Below are 23,514 nucleotides of genomic sequence, written 5' to 3' on the forward strand. Positions count from 1 at the left end.
GGCGCCCCGACCGCGGGATTCCCGGTCGGTCTCCCCGCAGACGGGGGACAGCAGGGGCCGAGGGCGGCGGAAATGGCCGATTTTGTCCCCCATAATGACGACTGACAGAGCGTTCGGCTGCGGGCATAGTAGTTCGTGTTCGGTGTCCTTCAACGAAGAACATCGCAGGTCGGTGGCCGACTAGGGTACGAAGCCACCTACCAGCTACGAGTCAGGGCGATATTCGGGTTGTCGCTCAGACTCGGGTCGTGAACGGGCCGGTCGGTATCCGACCGGCCCGTTCCCCGTTTCCGGGCGCTGTCGTCCGCGCGGGCGCCGACGACGTTCGGTGTCGGTCCGCCTCAGACGGTCTCGTGCCGCGGGATCTCGAGCCACACGACGACGGACTCGTCCTCGTCGCCGTCCTCGTCGTCCATCCCCGCCCCGAGCGCCGCCGACTCGCTCGCCGCGAGGTCGAGCCGCAGCCCCACGACGGTCACGGCGGACTCGGACCCCTCGGGGACGGTCCGGATGATCACGTTGTCGGCCTCCCGCGCCTGGCGCAGGGCCTCGGCGATGCGGGCGTGCACGCGGCGCAGGTCGTCGATCTCGAGGTCGTCGAGACCGCCGTCGTCGTGCAGCTGCACCGTGGCGCCACGACGACGGAGGCGCATGACCTCGTCGCGGACGTCCTCCGACAGCAGCGACCGGCCCCGGATCTCGTCGCGGATGGCCTGTTCGAGGTGCAGGCACTCGGCACGCTCGGCGTCGTCCAGGTCACCGCCGGTCTCGATGATCCGCTGGAGCATCGGCAGCGCCATCCGCGTCGTCTGGCTGAGCCGGAACTGCCGCTCGAAGACGTGGGCGTCCTGCGCCGCCTGCCAGTCGGCGGTCTCCTGCTCGGCGCGGACGAAGTCGCGCGTGACACGGGTGGCCCGACTCATCGCGGCCGTGAGGCCGGTGGCGATCACCACCCAGACCACACTGCCGAGCACGCCGAGCGAGCCGAGCGCCCCGAGTCCGGCCCACGCGACGGCGTGCACGGTGAGGAACCCGACACCGACCCAGGCGAACGCGACGCGCGCGCGCACGACGAGGACGACCATCAGCGTGCCGACCGCGGCGATCCACCACGTGCCGTTCCCCGGGCCGGCGGTCAGGTCGACCGTGGGCGAGGCGACGACGGGCAGCACCACGGCCGTCGCGAGCGCGAAGCACGTCGCCCAGACCGGGAGCGGCCGGCCGGGCACGAACACCGCCACACCGGTCGCCGCGGCGTAGAGGACCATGCACGCGACGACCGGCCCGATCTGGGCGGCTCCGGGGAGCGTCGTCGCAGCGAGGACGAGGTGGTACACGGAGAAGAGCGTCGCGAGCCCGATCGCGACCCCGGCCGGGAGTGAGGCCTTCACCGGTGCTCCCCCGCCGCCGGCGCCCAGTCGAGGAGCACACGGGTGCCCGCTCCCGGCGCGGTGACGATCTCGGCGGCGCCCCCGGCGGCGACCACCCGCTCCACGATCGAACGACGGACGCCGAGTCGCTCGGCGGGGATCCCCGCGATGTCGAAGCCGGCACCGTCGTCCCCGACCTCGACGTGGACGCCGGCACCGCGCTGCTCGACGACGATCCACCGGTCGACCTCGGCCGGACCGGCGTGCTGCACGCTGTTCACCGCGGCCTGGACGGCCGCCGAGGCGACGGCGTCCGCGACGATCGCGGGCACCCGGATCGACCCGACGTGCCCACGGTCGACCCGCACCGGCGCCGCGAGCGCACCGACGGCGTCGGAGATGCGGGTCCGCAGGTCGACGAGGGAGACCGGAGGTGCGTCCCCGGGGCCGTCCGCCGCCGCGGCCTCGAGGTGGTCGATGGCGTTCCGGGCCATCCGCGCGGCGAGCATCTCGGCGTCGCGGGTGTCGGCCCGGGCGGCGGAGAGGAGCGTCGTGAGCACGCTGTCGTGGACGATCGCGTCGACCTGGACCCGCTCGACCTCGGTGGCGTGCTCGCGGATCGCGTGCGAGTACCGCCGGACCGCCGTGGCCTGCGCGGCGTCGACGGCTGCCGCTGCACGGCGGAGCACGATCACGATGATGAGGGCGGCCCCGCTGAGGATCGCCGTGTAGAAGCCGTTCAGCAACGCCCCGACACCCGCGTCGCCGCCCAGCGGGGTGAACCGGATGGCCACGTACACGGCCGGCACGAGGGCGGTGTAGACGGACGCCCGCCACGGGGCGAAGCCCATCGCGGCCGCGGTCGACCCCACGGTGCAGAGCCACCAGGGCCACGGTGCCTGGTCGGACGGGATCGGCTCCTGCACGGTCAACGGCCAGGTGACGAGGGCGACGAGGAACACCAGGGCGCACACGATCTGCGCGATCTGTGCCAGGCGCCTCGCGAAGACGGACGCCCCGACGAAGAGGAACGACGCGGCGAGCGCCAACGCGACGACGGGACCCCACACCGGGTCGAGGTACGGCAGCTGCGACAGCACCGCGGGCACGGTCGTCGCACCGAAGCCGAGTGCGGCCACGGCGAGGAGGATCGCGAACGCGCGCTCGACGGACGCCTGGGTGATGGACGCGCGGACGCTCCGCGCGGGATCGGCCCCGAACGGCGCGGGTTCGATCCGCCCGGCCGCGGTCCGGGCGGCCGTAGCCCCGGCCCCGGCCCCGGCCCCGGCCCCGGGCGCAGCGTCAGCCGCCGTCATGCTGCTCAGCGGCCGTCGCCGTCGGGGTCGATGCCCGAGTCGAGCCCCGGCAGGATGCCGTCCTCGACCGCACGACGGAGGAGGTCGACCTTCGTCGGTGCCGGCCGACCGACCTCGACGTACTTCACACGGATGCGGTCGAGGTACTCGCGGGCGGTGGAGTAGCCGATGCCGAGCTGCTGCGCGGCGAGCTTGAGCGGCAGGCCCGAGGCGTAGAGGTGCAGGATCTCGCGTTCGCGGCGTCCGAGCTGCGCCTTCGCGAAGTCCCGGTCGGCGTCGATCGCGCTGGCCCACTCGAGGTTGTTGAGCACGTCCCCGCGGGCGACGGTGGCGACGGCGGCCATCACGGTCTTCGTCGCCGAGGACTTCGGGATGACGCCGGCCGCCCCTGCGGCCAGTGCCTCGCGGACGTTCGCGACGCGGTCGGCGATCGAGTGCACGAGCACGGCGGAACCGGTGCCCTGCACACCCTTCACGTTCGCGGTCACGGTCGAGCCGTCGCCGAGGGACAGGTCGAGGACGACGACGTCGACCTCACGCCCACCGAGGTTCTCGATGTACTCGGACACGCTCGCGGCGGTCAGCACCACCTCGAACCCCTCGTTCTGGCAGGCTGCCTGGATCCCGAGCCGCACGGACTCGTGGTCGTCGACGATCGCGACACGGACGGGCCTGGTCGCCAGTCCGGTCGTTCCGGTTGTGGTCGTGTCTGTTGCCACGGTGGCCTCTCTGGTCGATGCGCTCCCCGGCCCCTGAAACCGGTTCGCCATCAACGACCAAGGATACCCAGGTCGGACTCAGGCAGCGGCGCGACGCGGTCGTGACACGGCCGGTCGTCGTGCGCTCGGACACGCGTCGCGCAAATCGGCCAGGTCGGCGCGGCGCCCGCGCGACCGCCGTCGAGCGCGCGCCCGCCGCCCTGGAGGTGACCCGCGGTCGACGTCAGGCGACGGGCACCAGGCGCGCCACGGCCTCGAGGTGGTGGGTGTGCGGGAAGAGGTCGAAGGCGCGCAGTGCCTCCAGGCGGTACCCGAGGTCCGCGAACGTCGCGACGTCGCGCGCCAACGCGACCGGGTCGCAGGCGACGTAGACGACCTGCGCCGGCTGGAGGGCCGCGATCTGCACGACGACCTCGCGCCCGGCACCCGAGCGCGGCGGGTCGAGCACGATCGTCCCGGCGCGGTGCCGCTGCCGCTCGCCGGCGGACAGGGTCGAGACGGTGCGCTGCAGCCAGCGGTCGACGCGGCCGGTCTCGGCGCGGGCGCCGATCCACTCGGACAGGTTCTCCTGCGCGTGCTCGGTGGCGCGCTCCGAGCTCTCGACGCTGGTGAGCTTGGCGCGCGGCCCGACGAGGTCGCCGAGCGCGGCGCCGAGCAGGCCGACACCGCCGTAGAGGTCGAGGTGCTGCCCCTCGGGGTCGAGCCGGTCGCGGTCGACGAGGTCCTGCACGGCCGCGGTCAGCACGGCCGGAGCCGCACGGTGGACCTGCCAGAAGCCGTTGTCGTCGACCGAGAACGAACGCTCCCCCACGACCTCGGTCACGACGGTCGGCTTCTGCTCGTCGATGACGAGTCGCGCACCCTCGGAGCCGCTCGGCGCGAGGACGTCGACCACGGACGCGCCGGGCATCGCGCCGCGGCCGAGCGGGGCGCTCTCCTGCACGACCCGGCTCGCGAGCGGGAGGGACGCGACGGGCACGACGGTGTGCGACCGGGCCGCGAAGGGGCCGGCGGTGCCGTCCTCGTCGACGTGCAGGCGGACGCGGGTGCGCCAGCCGGTGCCGTTCGACTCGTCGTCGCCGGGGGCTGCCTCGACCACGACGTCGTGGCCGAGCACGGCAGCGAGGTCCGTGCGGGCGAAGCGCGCGAAGGAGTCGACGAGGACGTCGTGCTTCAGCGTGCGCTGGTGGCCGAGGGCGATGTGCCCGAACTCGGCACCGCCGGCGCGGACGGCCGGGTCGCGGTCGAGGGCGGCCTCGGGCCAGACGTGGTCGACGCGGTGCTCGCTCGGCGTCTCGACCGAAACGGTGTCGGCACGCCAGAACGACTTCTTCCGGTCCTCGGTCACACGGGCGGTCACCCGTTCGCCGGGGATCGCGTCCGACACGAACACCACCCGCCCCTCGTGCCGTGCCACCGAGATGCCGCCGTGGGCGATCCCGGTGACGTCGAGGTCGAGCAGCGTTCCGACGGATTCACCCATGGTTCGATGTTCCCATGCGTCTGTACCTCGCGAGTACCTCCCCCGCCCGCCGCGCCCTCCTCGCCCAGACCGGGATCGAGCCGGTGCTCGTCGCGCCGGGGGTCGACGAGGACGCCGCGGTCGCCGCGGCCGCCACGTCGCTCGGCCGCGACCTGACCGGGCCGGAGCTGGTGGCGATGCTCGCGGTCGCCAAGGCCTCGGCCGTCGCGGACGCCCCGGTCGACGGCTCCCCGGTCGACGGCTTCGTGTTCGGCGGGGACTCCGCGTTCGAGGTCGACGGCGTGCTGTACGGCAAGCCCCACGACCCGGAGGTCGCGCGGGACCGGTGGCGCCAGATGCTCGCCGCCGGCGGCGGCACGCTCTGGAGCGGGCACTGCGTCGTGGACCGGCGCCGCGCCGCGGACGCACCCGACGCCCTGGACGCACCCGACGTCCTGGACGCACCCGACGTCCTGGACGCACCCGATCCGGGGCCTGGAGGCGCGGGTCGGGCCGGCACCGTGCCTCCCGTCCGTACCGTGGACGCGTCGGGCGGCGGGCCGCTCGGCGCTGCTGCCTTCGTCGCGGGCGTCGCGCCCGGCGGGTCGGCGATGGTCGCCGACGGCGACCAGGTGGTGGCGGTCGACAGCGCCGTGCTCACCTTCGCCGACGACATGTCGCCCGCGGAGATCGACGCGTACGTCGCCACCGGCGAACCGCTCGAGGTCGCCGGGGCGTTCACCATCGACGGTCGGGCCGCCGCCTACATCACCCGGATCGACGGCGCACCGTCCGCGGTGGTCGGGCTCTCGCTCCCGGTGCTGCGCGCGATGCTGCTGCGGGGGTTCGGCATCGCGTGGCACGACCTCTGGGCACTGTAGACATCCACACTTCTTCGCCACTGTTCTTTGTGGGTGCCAGTCAATTCGCGCCCTTGCCGCACGAATACGCTGACTTACCATGCCCCGTATCAGCAAGGTCCTCATCGCGAACCGCGGCGAGATCGCCGTCCGCATCATCCGCGCGGCCCGCGACGCAGGCAAGGCATCGGTCGCGGTCTACGCCGACCAGGACCGTGACGCCCTCCACGCACGCCTCGCCGACGAGGCCCACGCGCTGAACGGCACCACGAGCGCCGACACCTACCTCGTCATCGACAAGATCATCTCGGTCGCCCGACGCTCCGGCGCCGACGCCGTGCACCCGGGTTACGGGTTCCTCGCCGAGAACGCCGACTTCGCCCGCGCCGTCATCGACGCCGGGCTGACCTGGATCGGCCCCTCGCCGGAGTCGATCGAGCGCCTGGGCGACAAGGTCTCCGCGCGGCACGTGGCCGAGAAGGTCGGCGCGCCGCTCGCGCCCGGCACGATCGAGCCCGTGCAGGACGTCTCCGAGGTCTTCGACTTCGTCGACCAGGTCGGACTGCCCGTCGCGATCAAGGCGGCGTTCGGTGGTGGCGGCCGTGGTCTCAAGGTCGTCCGTTCGCGCGAGCAGGTGGAAGAGCTCTTCGAGTCGGCGACGCGCGAGGCCATCGCGGCGTTCGGCCGCGGCGAGTGCTTCGTCGAGAAGTACCTCGACAAGCCGCGCCACGTCGAGACCCAGTGCCTCGCCGACGAGCACGGCAACGTGGTCATCGTCTCGACGCGCGACTGCTCGCTGCAGCGTCGGCACCAGAAGCTCGTCGAGGAAGCGCCCGCGCCCTACCTGACGGCGTCGCAGGAGGAACGGCTGTACGAGTCGTCGAAGGCGATCCTGCGCGAGGTCGGCTACGTCGGTGCCGGCACGTGCGAGTTCCTCATCGGCGCCGACGGCACCGTCTCGTTCCTCGAGGTGAACACCCGCCTGCAGGTCGAACACTGCGTCTCCGAAGAGGTCACCGGCATCGACCTCGTCCGCGAGCAGTTCCGCATCGCCGAGGGCGGCGTGCTCGACTACTCCGACCCGGTCGCGCGGGGGCACTCGTTCGAGTTCCGCATCAACGGCGAGGACCCGGGTCGCAACTTCTTCCCGGCGCCGGGCCCCGTGCACGCGTTCCACGCGCCGTCCGGCCCCGGTGTCCGCGTCGACTCCGGCGTCGTCTCGGGCGACGTCGTCTCCGGCTCGTTCGACTCCATGCTCGCGAAGCTCATCGTCACCGGAGCCACGCGCGCCGAGGCGCTCGAGCGGTCGCGTCGTGCCCTCGCCGAGTTCGAGGTCACCGGCCTGCCGACCGTGCTGCCGTTCCACCGTGCGGTCGTGTCGGACCCGGCGTTCGCGACGCCCGACGAGACCCCGTTCAGCATCTACACGCAGTGGATCGAGACCGACTTCGTCAACGAGATCCCGGCGTGGAGCGGCTCCCCCGAGGAGCTCCCCGCACCGGCAGCCCGCGAGAGCGTGGTCGTCGAGGTGCAGGGCAAGCGCATCGAGGTCACCATGCCGTCGATCGTCGCCGGTGGCGCCGCCGGTGCTGCCGGCCGTCGTCCGGCCGGGCCGTCCGCTCCGCCGAAGCGCCGGTCGTCCGGGGTCCGTGGCGGCCTGGCGTCGTCCGGCTCCGTGACGTCCCCGATGCAGGCCACCGTGGTGAAGCTCGCGGTCGCCGAGGGTGACACCGTGGTGAAGGGCGACCTGCTCGTCGTGCTCGAGGCCATGAAGATGGAGCAGCCCGTCGCTGCCCCGCGTGACGGTGTCGTCACGGGGCTGAACGCCCCCGTCGGCCAGACGATCTCGTCCGGCCACGTGCTGCTCGAGCTCGCGTAGGCGGCTGCGCCGCGCGCCGCGCCGCCGCTTCGAACCACGAATCCGACATCGAACCACCGCGCCTGGTCGGTTCGATGTCGGATTCGTGGTTCCACACCGGGGGCCGCTCACCACGCGGGCGTCGTTCGGACGCCCCGCCGGACCGGGAGACCTGCCGCCGCCAGCATCGCCGGGAACGCGCCGCCGGGCACGACGTCACGCCAGATCGGCCGGATGACGCGGCGTACGTCGTCCAGCGCGCGCAGCCGATCTTCCCGCACCTTCTCCGCGATGACGACTTCTTCGACGGAGCGGCCGTTGCGCATCCCGGCGTCCCGGTACTTCACGAGACCGTCGAACTCGACGATCACGCCCTGGTCCGGGAACCAGAAGTCGACCCTGCCGATGACACCGCGGTCGTCGCGGAACTCGTGCTGTTGGACCGGCGCCGGACACCCGACATCGCGCATCACGAGCAGAGCGACGCTCTCCCCCGCCGACTCCGAGGCGCCCGCCGCCAACTCCAGCACCGAACGTGCTCGTCGCCCTGCGCGAACCGGGCCGCGTGCCGCCAACTCGTCCTCGATCGCATCGTGCTGCACGCCACGTCGGAGCGCCGCGTCCGCCACCGCGAGTGCTCGGCCACGGTCGTACCGCAGCGCGATGTCCACGACCGTGTCGACCAAGGTCGTGACGGGCAGCCCTCCGACGACGACCGGCACCACGTGTCGTTGGGCCGACGCGGCCTTGTCCGCGAACCTCGTGCGCTGCGCGGTCCGACGCACTGGATCGAGCACGGTCACGCGTTCCGGCACCGGCTGGATCCACGGCAGTCCGTGCGCGATCGCGGCGGAGGCATGCGACACGACGGCACGAGTCGTGACGGCGTGCACCGCCGCCGCACGAGCGAGGTGCTGCTCCCAGGCGGTCGCGCGCTCCCAGTCCTCGCGGTGGACGAAGGCGCCGTGGCCGACGCGGATCAACTGCCCGTCGCGCAACGCTCGCTGCTGCGCGCGGGCCGCGGCCGGGTCGGGGTGCACGGGGACGACGACGGGGACCACCATGGTCCGAGCCTGTCCGGGCTCGGGTCGTGCCCGGTGCCCGACGCTCGATCTGTGGAGAAGTCACGTGCTCACAACTCGCACGCGCGCAAACGTCGAACCACGTTTCCGACGTCGAACCAGCGGCACGAGCTGGTTCGATGTCGGAAACCTGGTTCGACGCGCGGTGAGCCGCCAGCGCCGCCAGAGCCGCCAACGCCGCCGGCGCCCCCAGCGCCGCACGGCGCGCCGCCGGCGCGGGCGGCGCGCCGGCGCGGCCGCGCCTACGACACCAGGGGGCGGATGTCGGCGGCGAGGGCGTCGACGAGCGACTGCGCCTCGGCGGGGGTCGCCGCGACGGTGTCGATGTAGACCTTCACCTTCGGCTCGGTCCCGCTCGGCCGGACGATCACGCGGGCGTCACCCGTCAGGTCGTAGCGGAGGATGTCCGACGGCGGGAAGCCCTCGACACCCCCGGCGTAGTCCGTCACCGACAGCACCGACAGCCCGCCCAGCGTCGTCGGCGGCGTCGACCGCAGGGACGCCATGATCGAGCCGATCCGGGAGAGGTCGTCCACCCGGGTCGCCACCTGTCCGGACGCGAACGCCCCGAACTCGGCCGCGAAGGCGTCGAGCTGCCCGGCGATCGACGACCCCGAGGCAGCCAGGTCCGCGGCGAGGGACAGCAGGGACAGCGCCGCCGAGATGCCGTCCTTGTCGCGGACGACCTCCGGGTCGACCAGGTAGCCGAGCGCTTCCTCGTACCCGAACAGCAGCCCGGGGACGCGGGAGACCCACTTGAAGCCGGTGAGGGTGTCGCGGTACTCCAGCCCGTGCCGCGCCGCGACCCGTGCGAGCGCCGGCGAGGACACGATCGACGCTGCGAGCGTTCCCTGCACACCGTCGTCGGACGCCCGGGCGGCAGCGCGCCACCCGAGGAGCCAGCCGACCTCGTTGCCCGAGAGCCTGCGGAAGGAACCGTCGCCGTCCGGGATCGCCAGCGCCAGCCGATCGGCGTCCGGGTCGTTCGCGATGACGAGGTCCGCACCGACAGCGACCCCGCGGGCGATCGACAGGTCCATCGCCCCCGGTTCCTCGGGGTTGGGGAACGACACCGTCGGGAACGCCCCGTCCGGCTCGATCTGCTCGGGCACGGTCACCGGCACGGCGAACCCGGCCGCTTCGAACACCGCGCGGGCGGTCTCCCACCCGACGCCGTGCATGGCCGTGTAGACGACCTTCGGCTGCGCGTCCGGAGCGAGCCCGGGCGCTGCCACCGTCGCCGCGGTGGCGGACACGTAGGCGCCGAGCAGCTCGGACGTGGCGACGGTGTAGTCGGTGGCACGGCGCAGGTCCGCGATCGAGCCCGCGGCGACGGCGACGATCGCGGCGGCGATGTCGGCGTCGACGGGCGGGACGATCTGCGACCCCTCGTCGTCCTCGCCGAGGTAGACCTTGTAGCCGTTGTCCCGCGGCGGGTTGTGGCTCGCGGTCACCATCACCCCGGCACCGACGTCGAGGTGCCGCACGGCGAAGGCCAGCACGGGCGTGGGGAGCGCCGACGGCAGCAGGGTGACCTCGAGCCCGAGGCCGCGCATGACCTCGGCGGAGTCTCGGGCGAAGACGTCCGAGTTCACCCGGCCGTCGTACCCGATGACGACGCTGCGTCGACGCCCGGTGTCGATGAGGAAGCGCGCGAGTCCCGCGGCGGCCTGGGTCACGACGACCCGGTTCATCCGGAGCGGTCCGTACCCGAGTTCGGCGCGGAGGCCGGCGGTGCCGAACGCCAGGCGCCCGGCGAACCGCGCGGCGAGGTCCTGCACGGCTGGACCGTCGCCGGTCGCCGCCGCGTCGATCGCCGCATCGAGCGAGGAACGGGTCTCGGGGTCCGGGTCCTGCGCGCTCCAGGCACGAGCAGCAGCGAGCACGCCGTCGACGTCGAGCTTCACGACGCGGAGCCCAGCGCGGTCACCACGCGGGCGAGCAGGTCGGCGATCACCGGCTCGGCCTCGCGCCCGGCCTCGAGCACCTCGGCGTGCGACAGCGGCGTCTTCTGGATGCCGGCGGCGAGGTTCGTGATGAGCGAGAAGCCGAGGACCTCCATGCCGGCCTGCCGCGCCGCGATGGCCTCGAGCGCGGTGGACATGCCGACGATGTGCCCGCCGATGGTCTTCGCCATCTGGACCTCGGCCGGCGTCTCGTAGTGCGGACCGCGGAACTGGGTGTAGACGCCCTCGTCGAGCGAGGGGTCCACGCTGAGAGCGACCGACCGGAGCCGCGCCGAGTACAGGTCGGTGAGGTCGACGAACGTGGCGCCCTCGAGCGGGCTGTCCGCGGTGAGGTTGATGTGGTCGCTGATGAGGACGGGCGTGCCGGGCGTCCAGTGCTCCTTGATGCCCCCGGCGCCGTTCGTCAGGACCATGATCGAGGCGCCGGTCGCCGCCGCGGTCCGGACGCTGTGCACGACCCGACGGACCCCGTGGCCCTCGTAGTAGTGCGTGCGCGCACCGATGACCAGCGCGTGCCGGCCGTCGGCGAGACGGATCGAGCGGACCGTACCGGAGTGCCCGGGGACGGCCGAGGCGCTGAAGCCGGGGACCTCGGACGCGGGGATCTCGGACACGGTCTCGCCGATGAGGTCCGCGGCCTTCCCCCACCCGGACCCGAGGGTCAGGGCGATGTCGTGGCGCTCGATGCCGGACTTCGAGGCGATGACCTCTGCGGCGTCACGCGCGACCTCGAACGGGTCGGCGGCGGGGTCGTTCAGCGGGTTCTCCGTGCTCATGCCCCAACTCTAGAGGCCACGGAACCGGCGTCAGTGTTCGCCGAGCGCCCGGTCCACCGCGGCCGTGATCTCGGCCTGGTCGAAGTGGTTCCGGATCACGATGACCTCGGCGTAGGTGGACCCGATCGCCTCGACGAACTCCTGGCTGGTGAGGATCACGTTCGCGTCGTCGGACACCTTCTGCACGGACGCGACGTCGGCCGCCACGACGGACGCGGTCAGCCCGAGCGCCGCGAGGGCCTTCTCGGCGTTCACCTTGAGGATCGCGCTGGAACCGATGCCCGCGCCGCAGATGGTGACGATCTTCATGCGGTGACCCCCATGATCGCGCGGACCTCGTCCGCGGTGGCGGCATCGGCGATCCGACCGGTCACCGAGGCGTCGTTGAACAGGTTCGCGATCTCCCCGATCGACTCGAGGTGGGTGCCGACCCCGGCGACCGCGAGCCCGAGCACCACACGCACGGGGTCGTTGTGCGGGTGCCCGAACGACACCGGCGCGTCGAGCGTCACGACGGACAGCCCGTCACGCAGCACCGCGGGCCCCGGCCGGGCGTGCGCGAACGCCAGCCCGGGCGAGATGACGATGTACGGCCCGTGTTCCTCGACCAGGCCGATCATGGCGTCGGTGTACGGCTCGGTGGCCGCTCCCGACGACACGAGGGCACCGCCGGCCAGCCGGAGCGCGTCGCGCCACGAGGACGCGGTCGCCCCGAGCACGACGGCGGAGTCCGGCAGCGGCGGCAGTGGCATGCGTCAGGCCTCCTGGTGGCCGGCCGTGATGGTGGCGATGATCTCTTCGCGGTCCTCGAGCGGCAGGAACGAGCCGAGCGCCGCGTTGATCTGGAACGCCGCGAGGTCGTCGAGGTCGTAGCCGAACGTGCCCGCGAGCAGCGCGAGCTCCTTCGAGAGCGAGGTGTCGCTCATCAGGCGGTTGTCGGTGTTCACCGTGACCCGGAAGCCGAGCTGGTAGAGCACGTCGAAGGGGTGGTCGGCGAGGTCGTCGCCCCACGCCGCGACGGCCCCGGTCTGCAGGTTCGACGACGGCGAGACCTCGAGCGGGATCTCACGGTCGCGCACCCACGAGGCGACCTCGCCGAGGGAGGCGAGCGTCGAGCCGTCACCGGCGTCGGACAGGACGACGTCCTCGAAGATGCGGACGCCGTGGCCGAGGCGCAGTGCCCGCCCGTCGACGAGCGCGGAGCGGATCGAGGCGAGCCCGTCGGCCTCGCCCGCGTGCACCGTCACGGGGAAGAGCTCGGATGCGAGGTAGTCGAACGCCGCACGGTGGTTCGAGGGCGGGAACCCGGCCTCGGCACCGGCGATGTCGAAGCCGACGACGCCGGCGTCGCGGTGCCGGACGGCGAGCTCGGCGATCTCGAGGGCGCGGTCGGCGTGGCGCATCGCCGTGACGAGCTGGCCGACGCGGATGCTGCCGCCTGCGGCGTCGACCGCTTCCTCGATGCCGGCCTGCACGGCCTCGACCGCCTGGTCGAGCGTGAGCCCGCCCTGCAGGTGCTGCTCGGGCGCCCAGCGGACCTCGCCGTAGACGACGCCGTCGGCGACCAGGTCCTCGACGAACTCCTTCGCGATGCGGTGCAGCTGCGGCGCCGTCTGCATCACCGAGATCGTGACGTCGAAGGTCTTCAGGTACTCGACGAGCGAGCCGGAGTTCGACTGGTCGGCGAACCACTGCCCGAGCTCAGCCGGGTCGGTGGTCGGCAGTGCGACACCAGCGGCACCGGCGAGCTCGACGATCGTCGCCGGACGCAGGCCACCGTCGAGGTGGTCGTGCAGCGAGACCTTCGGCAGGTCGTTGATGACCGCTCCGGCGTCGGGCAGGCGGTAGGTCGTGGCGTCGGAGCTCATGCACCCAGGCTATCGGTGGTCACCGACCCCGCGCAGGCACCTGAGCACAACAGACGACGGGACCCACTGGAGGCTCTCCACAGCCGGGCAGGCAGCCGCAGCCCGGCCGGTGGCCGGTCCCACGGCCCGGGTTCAGCCAGCGATGCGCTCGCGCACGATCGGCCCACGCCGAGGCGCCTCGGTGCCGATCGACCACGCACCCTCGAGCGACTCGAGCGCCCGCGGGATCCGCGACGCGTCGTCGGTGTGCAGCGTCCAGAGCGGCTGCCCCGCGGCGACGGTGTCACCGGGCTTGACGTGCAGCTCGATGCCCGCCCCGGCCTGCACCGGGTCCTGCGCGCGTGCACGGCCGGCACCCAGGCGCCAGGCCGAGACGCCGAAGGGCAGGGCGTCCTGCTGCGCGAGCACGCCCGACGACGGCGCGGTGACGACGTGCTGCTCGCGGGCGACCGGCAACGCGGCTGCGGGGTCCCCGCCCTGCGCCTGGATCATCCGCCGCCAGGTGTCCATCGCTCGGCCGTCGGCCAGTGCGGCGGCCGGGTCGGCGTCCGGCAGCCCGGCCAGCGTGAGCATCTCGGTCGCCAGCGCCACGGTCAGCGCGACGACGTCGGCTGGACCCCCGCCCGCCAACACGTCGACCGACTCCCGCACCTCGAGCGCGTTGCCGATCGTCAGCCCGAGCGGGACCTCCATGTCGGTCAACAGCGCCGAGGTCTTCACCCCGGCGTCGTTCCCGAGGTCGACCATCGTCTGCGCGAGCTCGCGCGACGCCTCGTACGAAGGCATGAACGCCCCCGACCCGAACTTCACGTCGAGCACGAGCGCACCCGTGCCCTCGGCGATCTTCTTCGACATGATGCTCGACGCGATGAGCGGGATGCTCTCGACGGTGCCGGTGATGTCCCGCAGGGCGTACAGCTTCTTGTCGGCCGGAGCCAGGCCGGTACCGGCGGCGCAGATGACCGCGCCCACGTCGGTCAGCACCTCGAGGAGACGGTCGTTCGACAGCGCCGCCTGCCACCCGGGGATCGACTCGAGCTTGTCGAGCGTCCCGCCGGTGTGCCCGAGCCCGCGGCCCGACAGCTGGGGCACCGCGACCCCGAACGACGCCACGAGGGGCGCCAACGGCAGCGTGATCTTGTCGCCGACGCCACCGGTCGAGTGCTTGTCGACCGTCGTCTTGCCGAGCGACGAGAACGACATCCGCTCCCCCGACGCGATCATCGCGAGCGTGAGGTCCTTGATCTCGCGCCGCTCCATCCCGTTCAGGAAGATCGCCATCGCCATCGCCGCCATCTGCGGGTCCTCGACGTAGCCGCGCGTGTAGGCGTCGACGAGCCAGTCGACCTCGGCGGTGCTCAGGGCTCCCCCGGAGCGCTTCGTGCGGATGAGGTCGACGGTGTCGAACGGCTCGACGGCCATGTGGATCAGTGCTCCTGCTGGTAGGTGGCGAGGGTCCGCGGCCCGAAGGCGTCCGGCAGGACCTCGTCGATGGTGCGGATGCCGGAGACGGTCTCGAGCAGCATGCCCTCGGTGGAGTGCTCGAAGAGCAGCTGGCGGCACCGGCCGCACGGCATCAGGGTCGCCCCGTCGCCGTCGACGCACGTGAACGCCACGAGCTTGCCGCCGCCGGTCATGTGCAGCTGCGAGACGAGCGAGCACTCCGCGCAGAGCGTCACCCCGTAGGACGCGTTCTCGACGTTGCAGCCGGACACGATCCGGCCGTCGTCGGTGAGCGCCGCGGCGCCCACCGGGAACGACGAGTACGGCGCGTAGGCGTGCCCCATGGCGGCCGTCGCGGCGGTCCGCAGGGCGGTCCAGTCCACGTCGGACGGGAGGCGCGGCTCGGCCCCCGTCCCGTCGGCGGCGGTCCGGCCGCCGCGCCCGTCCAGGGCCGTGGCCGGGTCCGCCCAGGCGGTCGCGTCGGTGGACGCGATCTGGTCGTCGCCCGCAGCGTGCGTGTCGGTCATGTGCCGTGCCTCCTGGCCGTCAGCTCTTGATGTACGGCTTGCCGGACGCGGCCGGCCCACGCGACTGCCCGACCAGGCCGGCCACCGCGAAGATCGTCACCACGTACGGGAGCATGAGCAGGAACTCGCTCGGCACGGGCGAGTTGATCGCGCCGAGGGTGTTCTGCAGGTTCGACGCGAACCCGAACAGCAGCGCCGCGAACGTCGCCTTGATCGGGTCCCAGCGACCGAAGATGACCGCCGCGAGCGCGATGTAGCCCGCGCCGGCGGTCATGTCCTTGGTGAACGGGCCGACCGCGTCGAGCGTGAAGTACGCGCCGCCGAGGCCCGCGATCGCTCCGGCGAGGGACACGTTCCAGAACCGGGTCCCGGTGACGTTGATGCCCACCGTGTCCGCCGCCTGCGGGTGCTCGCCGACCGCGCGGAGGCGCAGGCCCCAGCGGGTCTTGAAGAGCCCGAACGTCACGACCGCGACCGCCACGTAGGCCAGGTAGACCGTGACCCGTTGCTCGAAGAACACCGGACCGATGACCGGGATCTGGTGCAGGACGGGGATCGGGATGATCGGGAACCGGACGCCGACGTTGAGCGTGGTCTCGTTCGGCGAGAGCACCTGCGAGTACAGGAAGCCGGTCAGGCCGGAGATGAAGGCGTTGATGACGACACCGACGATCACCTGGTCGACGAGGTACTTGATGCTGAACGCCGCGAGGATGAACGACACGAGCGTGCCCGCGACGAGCGCCGCGACGAGGCCGACCCACGGCGAGCCGGTGATGGACGCGACCATGGCGGAGCTGAACGCACCGGCGAGGAACTGTCCCTCGATCGCGATGTTCACGACACCGACACGCTCGGAGATGACGCCGCCGAGGGCACCGAACACCAGCGGGACGCTGAGGCTCAGCGCGCCGAGCAGCAGGCCGGGGATCGGCAGGGACTTGCCGGCGGCCGCCCACGTCAGGAACCCGATGACGAACACCACGGCGAACACCGCGGTGACCCACACCGGCACGCGGCGCACCGCACGGGTCTCGACGACCGCGTAGACGGTGAGGATCGCGAGCAGCACGACCACGACGATCCCGGCGCCCACGGCCGGCAGCGGCACGTCGGGCAGGGCGAAGAAGTCGCCGCTGTTGGCGAGGCGGAACGTGGTCGTCCCGGTGCGGGGCAGCAGCGCGAAGAGCACGAGGGCGATCAGCGTGAAGACGCCGTACCCGATCGCGAGCTTCCAGCTGCGGGTGGTCTCGACCGGACGGCCGGCGACCGGCGACGCGCTGGGCGCGGTGGGGCTGAGGGTGCTCACGCGGCGACCGCCTTCTTGCTGTTCTTCGTGGAGACGCGTCGACGGGCACCCGGCTGCGGGATCCGGAAGATCGCGCGGACGAGCGGCGGCGCCGCGATGAAGAGGACGATGAGGGCCTGGATGACGCCCACGATGTCGATCGGGATGCCGTTCGCGGCCTGCATGGCGTAGCCGCCGTTCTTCAGGACGCCGAACAGGATCGCGGCCCAGAACACGCCCCACGGCTTCGACCGGCCGAGCAGCGCCACGGTGATGGCGTCGAACCCGATGCCGGCGTCGATGCCGGAGGTGAACCCGGTCGTGACCGCGCCCTGCACCTGGTACGCGCCGGCGATGCCGACGAGGGCACCGGAGATGACGAGGACCCAGATGGTCAGGGACGCCACGCTCATGCCCGCCACGCGAGCGGCACGCGGGTTCTCACCGATGGTGCGGAAGCGGAAGCCGAGCGAGGACTTGTTCACGAGCCACCACACGACGACGACCGCGATGATCGCCACGACGAAGCCGAGGTCCACGCCGTAGCGCACCCCGAACAGCGGCGGGAGCACCGCGCTGTCCTTCGTCGCGGGCGAGATCGGGTTCGGGCTGCCCGGCGCCTGCAGCAGGCCCGGCGTGCGGAGCAGGTAGCTCACGAGGTACAGCGCGACGTAGTTGAGCATGATGGTGAGGACGACCTCGTTGGCACCGGTCCGCGCCTTGAGGACGCCGACGATCCCGGCCCACACCGCACCGCCGACGATGCCGGCGACGATCGTGAGCGGGATGTGGATCGCCGCGGGGCCGTCGAACGAGAAGCCGACCCAGCCGGCCGCCGCGGCGCCCATCAGGATCTGGCCCTGGCCGCCGATGTTGAACAGGCCGGCGCGGAACGACAGCGCGATGCCGAGACCGGCCGCGATGAGCGGTACGGCGTAGTCGATCGAGCGGGTCAGCGGCACGATGGCCTGCTGGAAGCTCGACGCGCCGAAGTTGACGACGGACCCCTCGAACAGCGAGGCGTACGCGCCGCCGACCGCGGTGCCGATCGCCCGGAAGGTGTCGGCCGGACGGGCGAAGAAGTACCCGGCGGCCGAGCGGACGTTCTCGTCGGTGATGGCGATGAGGATGCCGCACGCGACGAGGGCGAGCACGACGGCGAGGACCGTGACGAGCGCGGAGCCGTTGACGATGCCCTGCAGTGCGGCCTGCCAGCGGTCGCCGCCCTGGCGTCGCTCGGTGTCCTCGGCGGAGTCCGTCATGAGGTGTGGGGTGGACTCGACGTCCTGCAGGCGGTCGTCGGTCAGCGGTGCGTCCGGCTGCGTGTCGGCCGTCGGCTGGACATCCGGCTGCGTGTTGTCTGGCGTGGGGGTGCTCACGCTGCCAGCTCCGTTCCGGTCGTGTGGGTGCTGTGGAGTTCCCCGGCCATCATGCGACCTGTTCCGTTCCTTCTGGGAGTTCCCCGGCCATCATCAGGCCGAGGACGTCGCGCGGGGTGTCCGCGGGGACGATGCCGACGATCCCGCCGCGGTACATCACGGCGATCCGGTCGGCGAGTGCCACGACCTCGTCGAGCTCCGTGGAGACGACGATGACCGGGACACCGGTGTCGCGGGTGGCGACGATGCGCTTGTGCACGAACTCGATCGACCCGACGTCGATGCCGCGGGTCGGTTGCGCCGCGACGAAGAGGCGCAGGTCGCGGCTCAGCTCGCGGGCGAGGACGATCTTCTGCTGGTTGCCGCCGGACAGCCGACCGGCCGCGGTGGTGCGGCTCGGCGTGCGGATGTCGAACTCGGCGATCTTCTCGTCGGCGAACGCGTCGCGCTCCGCCGATCGGATCGTGCCGGCGCGGACGAACTCGGCGTGGTCGGCACGGTCGAGCATGAGGTTCTCGGCGATGGTGAACTCGCCGACGAGCCCGTCTTCCTTCCGGTCCTCCGGGACGAAGCCGACGCCGGCGTCGAGGATCTGCTTGACGGTGCGGCCGGTGAGCTCGCGCCCGTCGAGCGTGACGCGGCCGGCGTGCACCGGCTCGAGGCCGAGGATCGCCTCGGTCAGCTCGGTCTGCCCGTTGCCCTGCACCCCGGCGATGGCGAGGACCTCGCCGCGCCGGACCGTGAACGAGACGTCGTCGACGAGGACGATGCCGGACGGGTCGGTGACGGTCAGCCCGTCGACGACGAGGGCGTCCTCACCACCGGTGGCCGGTGCCTTGTCGACGACGAGGGAGACGGCACGGCCGACCATGAGCGCCGCGAGCTCGTTGTTCGTCGCGGTGGGCGATGCCTCGCCGACGACCTTGCCGAGGCGGATCACGGTGATGCGGTCGGCGACCTCGCGGACCTCGCGCAGCTTGTGGGTGATGAACACGATCGCGGTGCCGGCCGCACGGAGCTGCCGCATGATGCCCATCAGCTCGTCGGTCTCCTGCGGGGTGAGGACGGCCGTCGGCTCGTCGAACACCAGGACCGAGGCGTCGCGGGACAGCGCCTTGATGATCTCGACCCGCTGCTGGACACCGACGGGGAGGTCCTCGACCTTGGCGTCCGGGTCGACGTCGAACCCGAAGCGCTCGGAGATCTCCCGCACGCGCTTGCGGGCGCCGGCGAGGTCGAGCCGGCCGCCGAACGCGGTCTGCTCCTGGCCGAGCATGACGTTCTCGGCGACGGTGAAGACGGGGACGAGCATGAAGTGCTGGTGCACCATGCCGATGCCGGAACGCATGGCGTCACCGGGTCCGTCGAAGTCCTGGACGACGTCGTCGAGGAGGATCTCGCCCTCGTCCGCCTGGTACAGGCCGTACAGGACGTTCATCAGGGTCGACTTGCCGGCGCCGTTCTCCCCGAGGAGACAGTGGACCTCACCGGGCTCGACGGTGAGCGAGATGTGGTCGTTGGCGACGAGGGGGCCGAACCGCTTCGTGATGCCGCGGAGTTCGAGCTTCATGTTCTCTGGGTCTGTTTCTGTGATCGACGCACGGAAACGCGGGCGAGGGAGGTTCCCCCGCCCGCGTTCACCGGACTACTTGACGGTCGCCTTGGTCTCGACCTTGATCGAGCCGTCGATGATGCCCGACTTGATGGTGTCGAGCTCCTTCTCGAGGCCGCTGTCGACCTTGTCGGCGTAGTCGTGGAACGGCGCGATGCCGACGCCGTCGTTCTTCAGCGTGCCGACGTACGGCTCGTTGGAGTACTTCTTGTCGGCGGCCTGCTCGACGACGTCCTTGACGGCGGGGCGCATGCCCTTCTCGACGGACGTGAACGCGATGTCCTTGTAGCGCGGGTCGGCCTCGTAGAGGTCGCTGTCCGCACCGATCAGCACGGAGCCGTTGTTCGCGTCCTTGATGGCCTCGGCTGCCGACTGGTAGATCGGGCCACCGACGGGCAGGATCACGTCGGCGTCCTGGTCGATCAGGGTCTGCGCGACGGCCTTGGCCTGCGTGCCGGCCTCGAAGCCGCCCGTGAAGGAGCCCTTCTGGCTGTCGACGTCCCAGCCGACGACCTTGACGTCCTTCGACTTCTGCTCGTTGTAGTACTTCACGCCGTCCGCGAAGCCGTCCATGAAGATGGTGACGGTCGGGATCTGCATGCCACCGAAGGTGCCGACGACGCCGCTCTTCGAGTACGAGGCGGCCGCGTAGCCGGCGAGGAACGCCGCCTGCGAGGTGTCGAACGTGATCGGCTTGACGTTCTTCGCGTCGATCGAGTTGTCGTCGATGATCGCGAAGTCGGTGTCGGGGTTCGCCGCGGCCTGCTTCTTCGTGGCGTCGGCGAGGTTGAAGCCGACGGTGACGATGAGGTTGCAGTTCTGGCCGATGAGCTGCTCGATGTTCGAGTCGTAGACGGTGGCGTCCTTGGACTCGGCCGACTTGTAGGTGGCACCGAGGTCGGACGCGGCGTCCTTCATGCCCTCGAACCCGAGCTGGTTGAACGACTTGTCGTCGAAGCCACCGGCGTCGGAGACCATGCAGGGGCGGAAGCTGGTCTTGTTGTCGCCGGACGCGGTGTCGGACGGGGCGGCCGAGCAACCGGCGAGGACGGCGACGGTACCGGCGAGCGCGAGGGAGCTCAGCAGGACCTGACGGGTACGAGATGTCACGGGTGGGTTCCTCCGGGGAGCGTGCCCGGACCACGTGCGTTCCGGGCGATCGTGGCGACAGTACACGACCGCCCGGCCGGTACAGAACGCCCCTGAGGGACTCCTGGGATCAGTTACGGGATCGCGACCGCGCCGAAACGCGCCCGTAACGCGAAGTCACGGTTCTGCCCCCAGTTCGGGGGACGTCAAGCGCTTTTCGTGATGGAGCGCTACAGGACGTCGCCGCGGCCGCTGATCTTCAGTGCATCCACCACACCCTTGACCCGCTGCGCGTTCGCACTGGTGGTCACGAGCAGGGCGTCGGGGGTGTCCACGACGACGATGTCCTCGACGCCGATGAGCGAGATGAGCCGCTGGCTGTGCGAGACGACGATGCCGCTCGACGAGTCCGCGAGGATGCGAGCGCCGTCCCCGAGCACCGCGAGGTTGTTCGCGCGGCCGCCGGACTGCAGCTTCGCGAGCGAGGCGAAGTCGCCGACGTCGTCCCAGTCGAAGTCGCCGGGGATGACCGCCATGCGCCCAGCGGCGGCGGCGGGCTCGGCGACCGTGTAGTCGATGGCGATCTTCTCGAGGTTCGGCCACACCGCGTCCACGACGGCACCACGGGCCGAGGTGTCCCACGCGTCGGCGAGCTCCTCGATGCCGGCGAGCAGCTCGGGCTTCGTCCGGCCGATCTCGGCGAGCAGCACGTCGGCGCGGGCGATGAACATGCCCGCGTTCCAGAGGTAGGTGCCCTGCTCGACGTACGAGCGCGCGGTGTCGAGGTCGGGCTTCTCGACGAAGGAGCGCACCGCGTGGGCGGTCGGGGCGCCCTCGATGCCGATCGGGTCGTCGTTCGCGTGGATGTACCCGAAGCCGATCGCCGGCTCGGTCGGCGTGATGCCGATCGTCGTGATGTAGCCGGCGCGTGCGGCGACGACCGCTTCGCGGACCGACCGGCGGAAGCCCCGGGCGTCACCGATCACGTGGTCCGCCGCGAAGGAGCCGATGACGACGTCCGGCTCGCGGCGGCGCAGGATCGCCGCGGCGAGGCCGATTGCCGCCGTGGAGTCCTTCGGCTCGCTCTCGAGCACGACGTTGTGGTCCTCGACGCCGGGGAGCTGCGACTCGACGGCGACCCGGTGCGCACGGCCGGTGACGACCATGATCCGCTGCTCGCCGGCGAGGGGCGCGAGACGGTCCCACGTCTGCCGGAGCAGCGAGGTGCCGGACCCGGTCAGGTCGTGCAGGAACTTGGGCGCGTCGGCACGCGACAACGGCCAGAGCCGCGATCCGATGCCCCCGGCGGGGATGATCGCGTAGAAGTCCTCGAGTGCGTCTGCCACGTGCTCACCGTACCGGTGCGGCCGGGCGCGACCTGGGTGGTTCCCGCACGCTTCCCGCACGCACGCGGTGCGGGAGTCCGCACACGGCCGCCGCAGCCGGCCCGCCGGTCGTGCGCCGCGCCTCCAGTCCGTTCGTCCACCGCCTGCAGGCGCGACCGCCCGCCGCCCGCCGACGCGGCTGTTCACCGCCTGCGTGCCGGGCGTTCACGTCGACGGCCCCGCGGGGACACGCCGCGCGCGGAGCATGGACACCGCCATGAACGCACGCAGCGTGGAGCGCGGCACGTCCCAACGGACCGTCGCCGTCGTGACCGAGAGCTTCCTGCCCACCCTCAACGGCGTCACCACCAGCGTCCTCGCGGTGCTGGACCACCTGGAACGCCGCGGTCACCGCGCGGTCGTCATCGCGCCGGACACCCCCGGCATCGCGCAGTTCCGATCGCGCACCGCGGTGGAGCGGTACCGCTCCTTCGACGTCCACCGGGTCCCGGCCGTGGCCTACCGCCAGTTCCCGGTCGCGCTCCCCCACCCGGTGCTCGACACGATCCTCGCCGCCTCCGGCGCCGACGTGCTCCACGCCGCGAGTCCGTTCCTGCTGGGCGGGCGCGCGATCACGGCGGCCGGGAGGCTCGGCATCCCCTCCGTCGCCGTCTTCCAGACCGACGTGGCCGGGTTCGCCCGCCGCAACGGCCTGACCGCGACCGTCCCGTTGGTGCGGAAGATCCTCGGACGCATCCACGCCGGCGCCTCGCTGACGCTCGCGCCGTCGAGCGCGACCGCGGCGATGCTCGCCGAGGACGGCGTCCCCCGCGTCGCGCGCTGGGGCCGCGGCGTGGACACCGAGCTGTTCCACCCCGCGCGCCGCTCGTCGGCGCACGTGCGGGCGCTCCGGCGGCGGATCGCCCCGCGCGGCGAGACCATCGTCGGGTACGTCGGGCGGCTCGCGCCCGAGAAGGAGGTCGAGCGGCTCGCGGAGCTCGGCGGCATCCCCGGGATCCGGATCGTGGTCGCGGGCGGTGGTCCCTCCCGGGCCGCGCTCGAACGGCGCCTCCGCCACCTGGACGTCACGTTCACCGGTCCGCTCCGCGGGGACGCGCTCGCGGACGCCTACGCGGCCCTGGACCTGTTCGTCCACACGGGACCGGCGGAGACATTCGGCCAGACCCTGCAGGAGGCGCACGCCAGCGGGCTGCCGGTCGTCGCGCCGAGCGCCGGCGGGCCGCTCGACCTCGTCGCGCCGGGACTCGACGGCGAGTTGTACGACCCGGACGAGCCACAGGCCCTGCGCCGAGCCGTCCTCGCCCTGCACCACGACCGCGCCCTGGCCGAGCGGATGGGCTCCGCCGGGCGGCTCCGGGTCGAGGGGACGACGTGGGAGGCGATCGGCGACGAACTGCTCGACCACCACGACACGGCCCGCACGATCGGCGCGCCGCCCGCCACGACGCGGGGTGCCCGGACCGGTTGGCACGAGAAGGTCAGCGCACGCGCATAGGATGGGTCGTGTTCCACACGAACACGAACGGCAAGGGCTCGCCGATCGGGCGAGCCC

20 protein-coding genes are annotated in these 23,514 nt (G+C 72.1%); 3 read left to right on the top strand and 17 right to left on the bottom strand.

The window, feature by feature from the left end:
* Positions 1-341: 341 nt before the first annotated feature.
* The 4 genes from WFH25_RS18155 to WFH25_RS18170 all read right to left on the bottom strand — a co-directional run bounded on the left by WFH25_RS18155 (position 342) and on the right by WFH25_RS18170 (position 4,888).
* Positions 342-1,391 (bottom strand): hypothetical protein, encoded by a 1,050-nt coding sequence (locus WFH25_RS18155; protein ID WP_070418455.1) that lies wholly within the window; start codon positions 1,389-1,391, stop codon positions 342-344.
* The gene (locus tag WFH25_RS18160) at positions 1,388-2,686 is read right to left on the bottom strand and encodes a hypothetical protein (RefSeq protein ID WP_336698881.1); all 1,299 of its coding nucleotides are present in this window, start codon (positions 2,684-2,686) and stop codon (positions 1,388-1,390) included. The genes WFH25_RS18155 and WFH25_RS18160 overlap by 4 nt, the downstream gene beginning before the upstream one ends.
* A 5-nt stretch (positions 2,687-2,691) precedes the next feature.
* Positions 2,692-3,456, bottom strand: coding sequence for a response regulator transcription factor (locus WFH25_RS18165; protein ID WP_442892431.1), 765 nt, complete (start codon positions 3,454-3,456; stop codon positions 2,692-2,694).
* Between the two features lie 172 nt (positions 3,457-3,628).
* The gene (locus WFH25_RS18170) at positions 3,629-4,888 is read right to left on the bottom strand and encodes a class I SAM-dependent RNA methyltransferase (RefSeq protein ID WP_070418453.1); all 1,260 of its coding nucleotides are present in this window, start codon (positions 4,886-4,888) and stop codon (positions 3,629-3,631) included.
* Positions 4,889-4,902: 14 nt separating this feature from the next.
* On the opposite strand from WFH25_RS18170, the gene WFH25_RS18175 reads away from it, so the two are divergent.
* Positions 4,903-5,748, top strand: a complete 846-nt coding sequence (locus tag WFH25_RS18175; RefSeq protein ID WP_336698883.1) for a Maf family protein — start codon at positions 4,903-4,905, stop codon at positions 5,746-5,748.
* A gap of 79 nt (positions 5,749-5,827) precedes the next feature.
* Positions 5,828-7,606 carry an acetyl/propionyl/methylcrotonyl-CoA carboxylase subunit alpha gene (locus WFH25_RS18180; protein ID WP_336698885.1) on the top strand — a complete coding sequence of 593 codons (1,779 nt, stop codon included), beginning with the start codon at positions 5,828-5,830 and terminating at the stop codon, positions 7,604-7,606.
* Between the two features lie 107 nt (positions 7,607-7,713).
* On the opposite strand, the gene WFH25_RS18185 is transcribed toward WFH25_RS18180, so the two are convergent.
* From WFH25_RS18185 to WFH25_RS18245, 13 genes are all read right to left on the bottom strand, one after another.
* A complete protein-coding gene (locus WFH25_RS18185) occupies positions 7,714-8,649 on the bottom strand; it encodes a hypothetical protein (protein ID WP_336698887.1) in 936 nt (311 codons plus the stop codon).
* A gap of 260 nt (positions 8,650-8,909) precedes the next feature.
* Complete coding sequence (locus tag WFH25_RS18190) at positions 8,910-10,574, bottom strand: phospho-sugar mutase (RefSeq protein WP_336698889.1); 1,665 nt, start codon at positions 10,572-10,574, stop codon at positions 8,910-8,912.
* On the bottom strand, positions 10,571-11,410 hold the full coding sequence (locus WFH25_RS18195; RefSeq protein ID WP_261646981.1) for a purine-nucleoside phosphorylase: 840 nt from the start codon (positions 11,408-11,410) through the stop codon (positions 10,571-10,573). The genes WFH25_RS18190 and WFH25_RS18195 overlap by 4 nt, the downstream gene beginning before the upstream one ends.
* Positions 11,411-11,440: 30 nt before the next feature.
* The gene (locus WFH25_RS18200) at positions 11,441-11,719 is read right to left on the bottom strand and encodes a PTS sugar transporter subunit IIB (RefSeq protein WP_070418447.1); all 279 of its coding nucleotides are present in this window, start codon (positions 11,717-11,719) and stop codon (positions 11,441-11,443) included.
* A complete protein-coding gene (locus WFH25_RS18205; RefSeq protein WP_070418446.1) occupies positions 11,716-12,162 on the bottom strand; it encodes a PTS sugar transporter subunit IIA in 447 nt (148 codons plus the stop codon). The genes WFH25_RS18200 and WFH25_RS18205 overlap by 4 nt, the downstream gene beginning before the upstream one ends.
* Before the next feature lie 3 nt (positions 12,163-12,165).
* Positions 12,166-13,278 (bottom strand): adenosine deaminase, encoded by a 1,113-nt coding sequence (locus WFH25_RS18210; protein ID WP_336698891.1) that lies wholly within the window; start codon positions 13,276-13,278, stop codon positions 12,166-12,168.
* A gap of 132 nt (positions 13,279-13,410) precedes the next feature.
* Positions 13,411-14,700 carry a thymidine phosphorylase gene (locus tag WFH25_RS18215; protein ID WP_092386459.1) on the bottom strand — a complete coding sequence of 430 codons (1,290 nt, stop codon included), beginning with the start codon at positions 14,698-14,700 and terminating at the stop codon, positions 13,411-13,413.
* Positions 14,701-14,705: 5 nt separating this feature from the next.
* Positions 14,706-15,104, bottom strand: coding sequence for a cytidine deaminase (locus WFH25_RS18220; RefSeq protein WP_070419511.1), 399 nt, complete (start codon positions 15,102-15,104; stop codon positions 14,706-14,708).
* A gap of 163 nt (positions 15,105-15,267) precedes the next feature.
* Positions 15,268-16,557, bottom strand: a complete 1,290-nt coding sequence (locus WFH25_RS18225; protein WP_336698892.1) for an ABC transporter permease — start codon at positions 16,555-16,557, stop codon at positions 15,268-15,270.
* Positions 16,554-17,915 (bottom strand): ABC transporter permease, encoded by a 1,362-nt coding sequence (locus tag WFH25_RS18230; RefSeq protein ID WP_336698893.1) that lies wholly within the window; start codon positions 17,913-17,915, stop codon positions 16,554-16,556. Before WFH25_RS18230 ends, WFH25_RS18225 begins: the two co-directional genes overlap by 4 nt.
* Before the next feature lie 49 nt (positions 17,916-17,964).
* The gene (locus tag WFH25_RS18235) at positions 17,965-19,485 is read right to left on the bottom strand and encodes an ABC transporter ATP-binding protein (protein ID WP_261646978.1); all 1,521 of its coding nucleotides are present in this window, start codon (positions 19,483-19,485) and stop codon (positions 17,965-17,967) included.
* A 75-nt stretch (positions 19,486-19,560) separates the two neighbouring features.
* On the bottom strand, positions 19,561-20,637 hold the full coding sequence (locus WFH25_RS18240) for a BMP family lipoprotein (protein WP_070418441.1): 1,077 nt from the start codon (positions 20,635-20,637) through the stop codon (positions 19,561-19,563).
* A 209-nt stretch (positions 20,638-20,846) separates the two neighbouring features.
* A complete protein-coding gene (locus tag WFH25_RS18245) occupies positions 20,847-21,962 on the bottom strand; it encodes a mannose-1-phosphate guanylyltransferase (RefSeq protein WP_336698894.1) in 1,116 nt (371 codons plus the stop codon).
* Positions 21,963-22,218: 256 nt separating this feature from the next.
* Between WFH25_RS18245 and WFH25_RS18250 the strand changes: the two genes are divergently transcribed.
* Positions 22,219-23,457 (top strand): glycosyltransferase family 4 protein, encoded by a 1,239-nt coding sequence (locus WFH25_RS18250; protein WP_229086419.1) that lies wholly within the window; start codon positions 22,219-22,221, stop codon positions 23,455-23,457.
* The last annotated feature ends 57 nt before the right edge of the window (positions 23,458-23,514 follow it).

It is taken from the genome of Curtobacterium sp. USHLN213 (genome assembly GCF_037144815.1).
Classification (GTDB): Bacteria; Actinomycetota; Actinomycetes; order Actinomycetales; family Microbacteriaceae; genus Curtobacterium.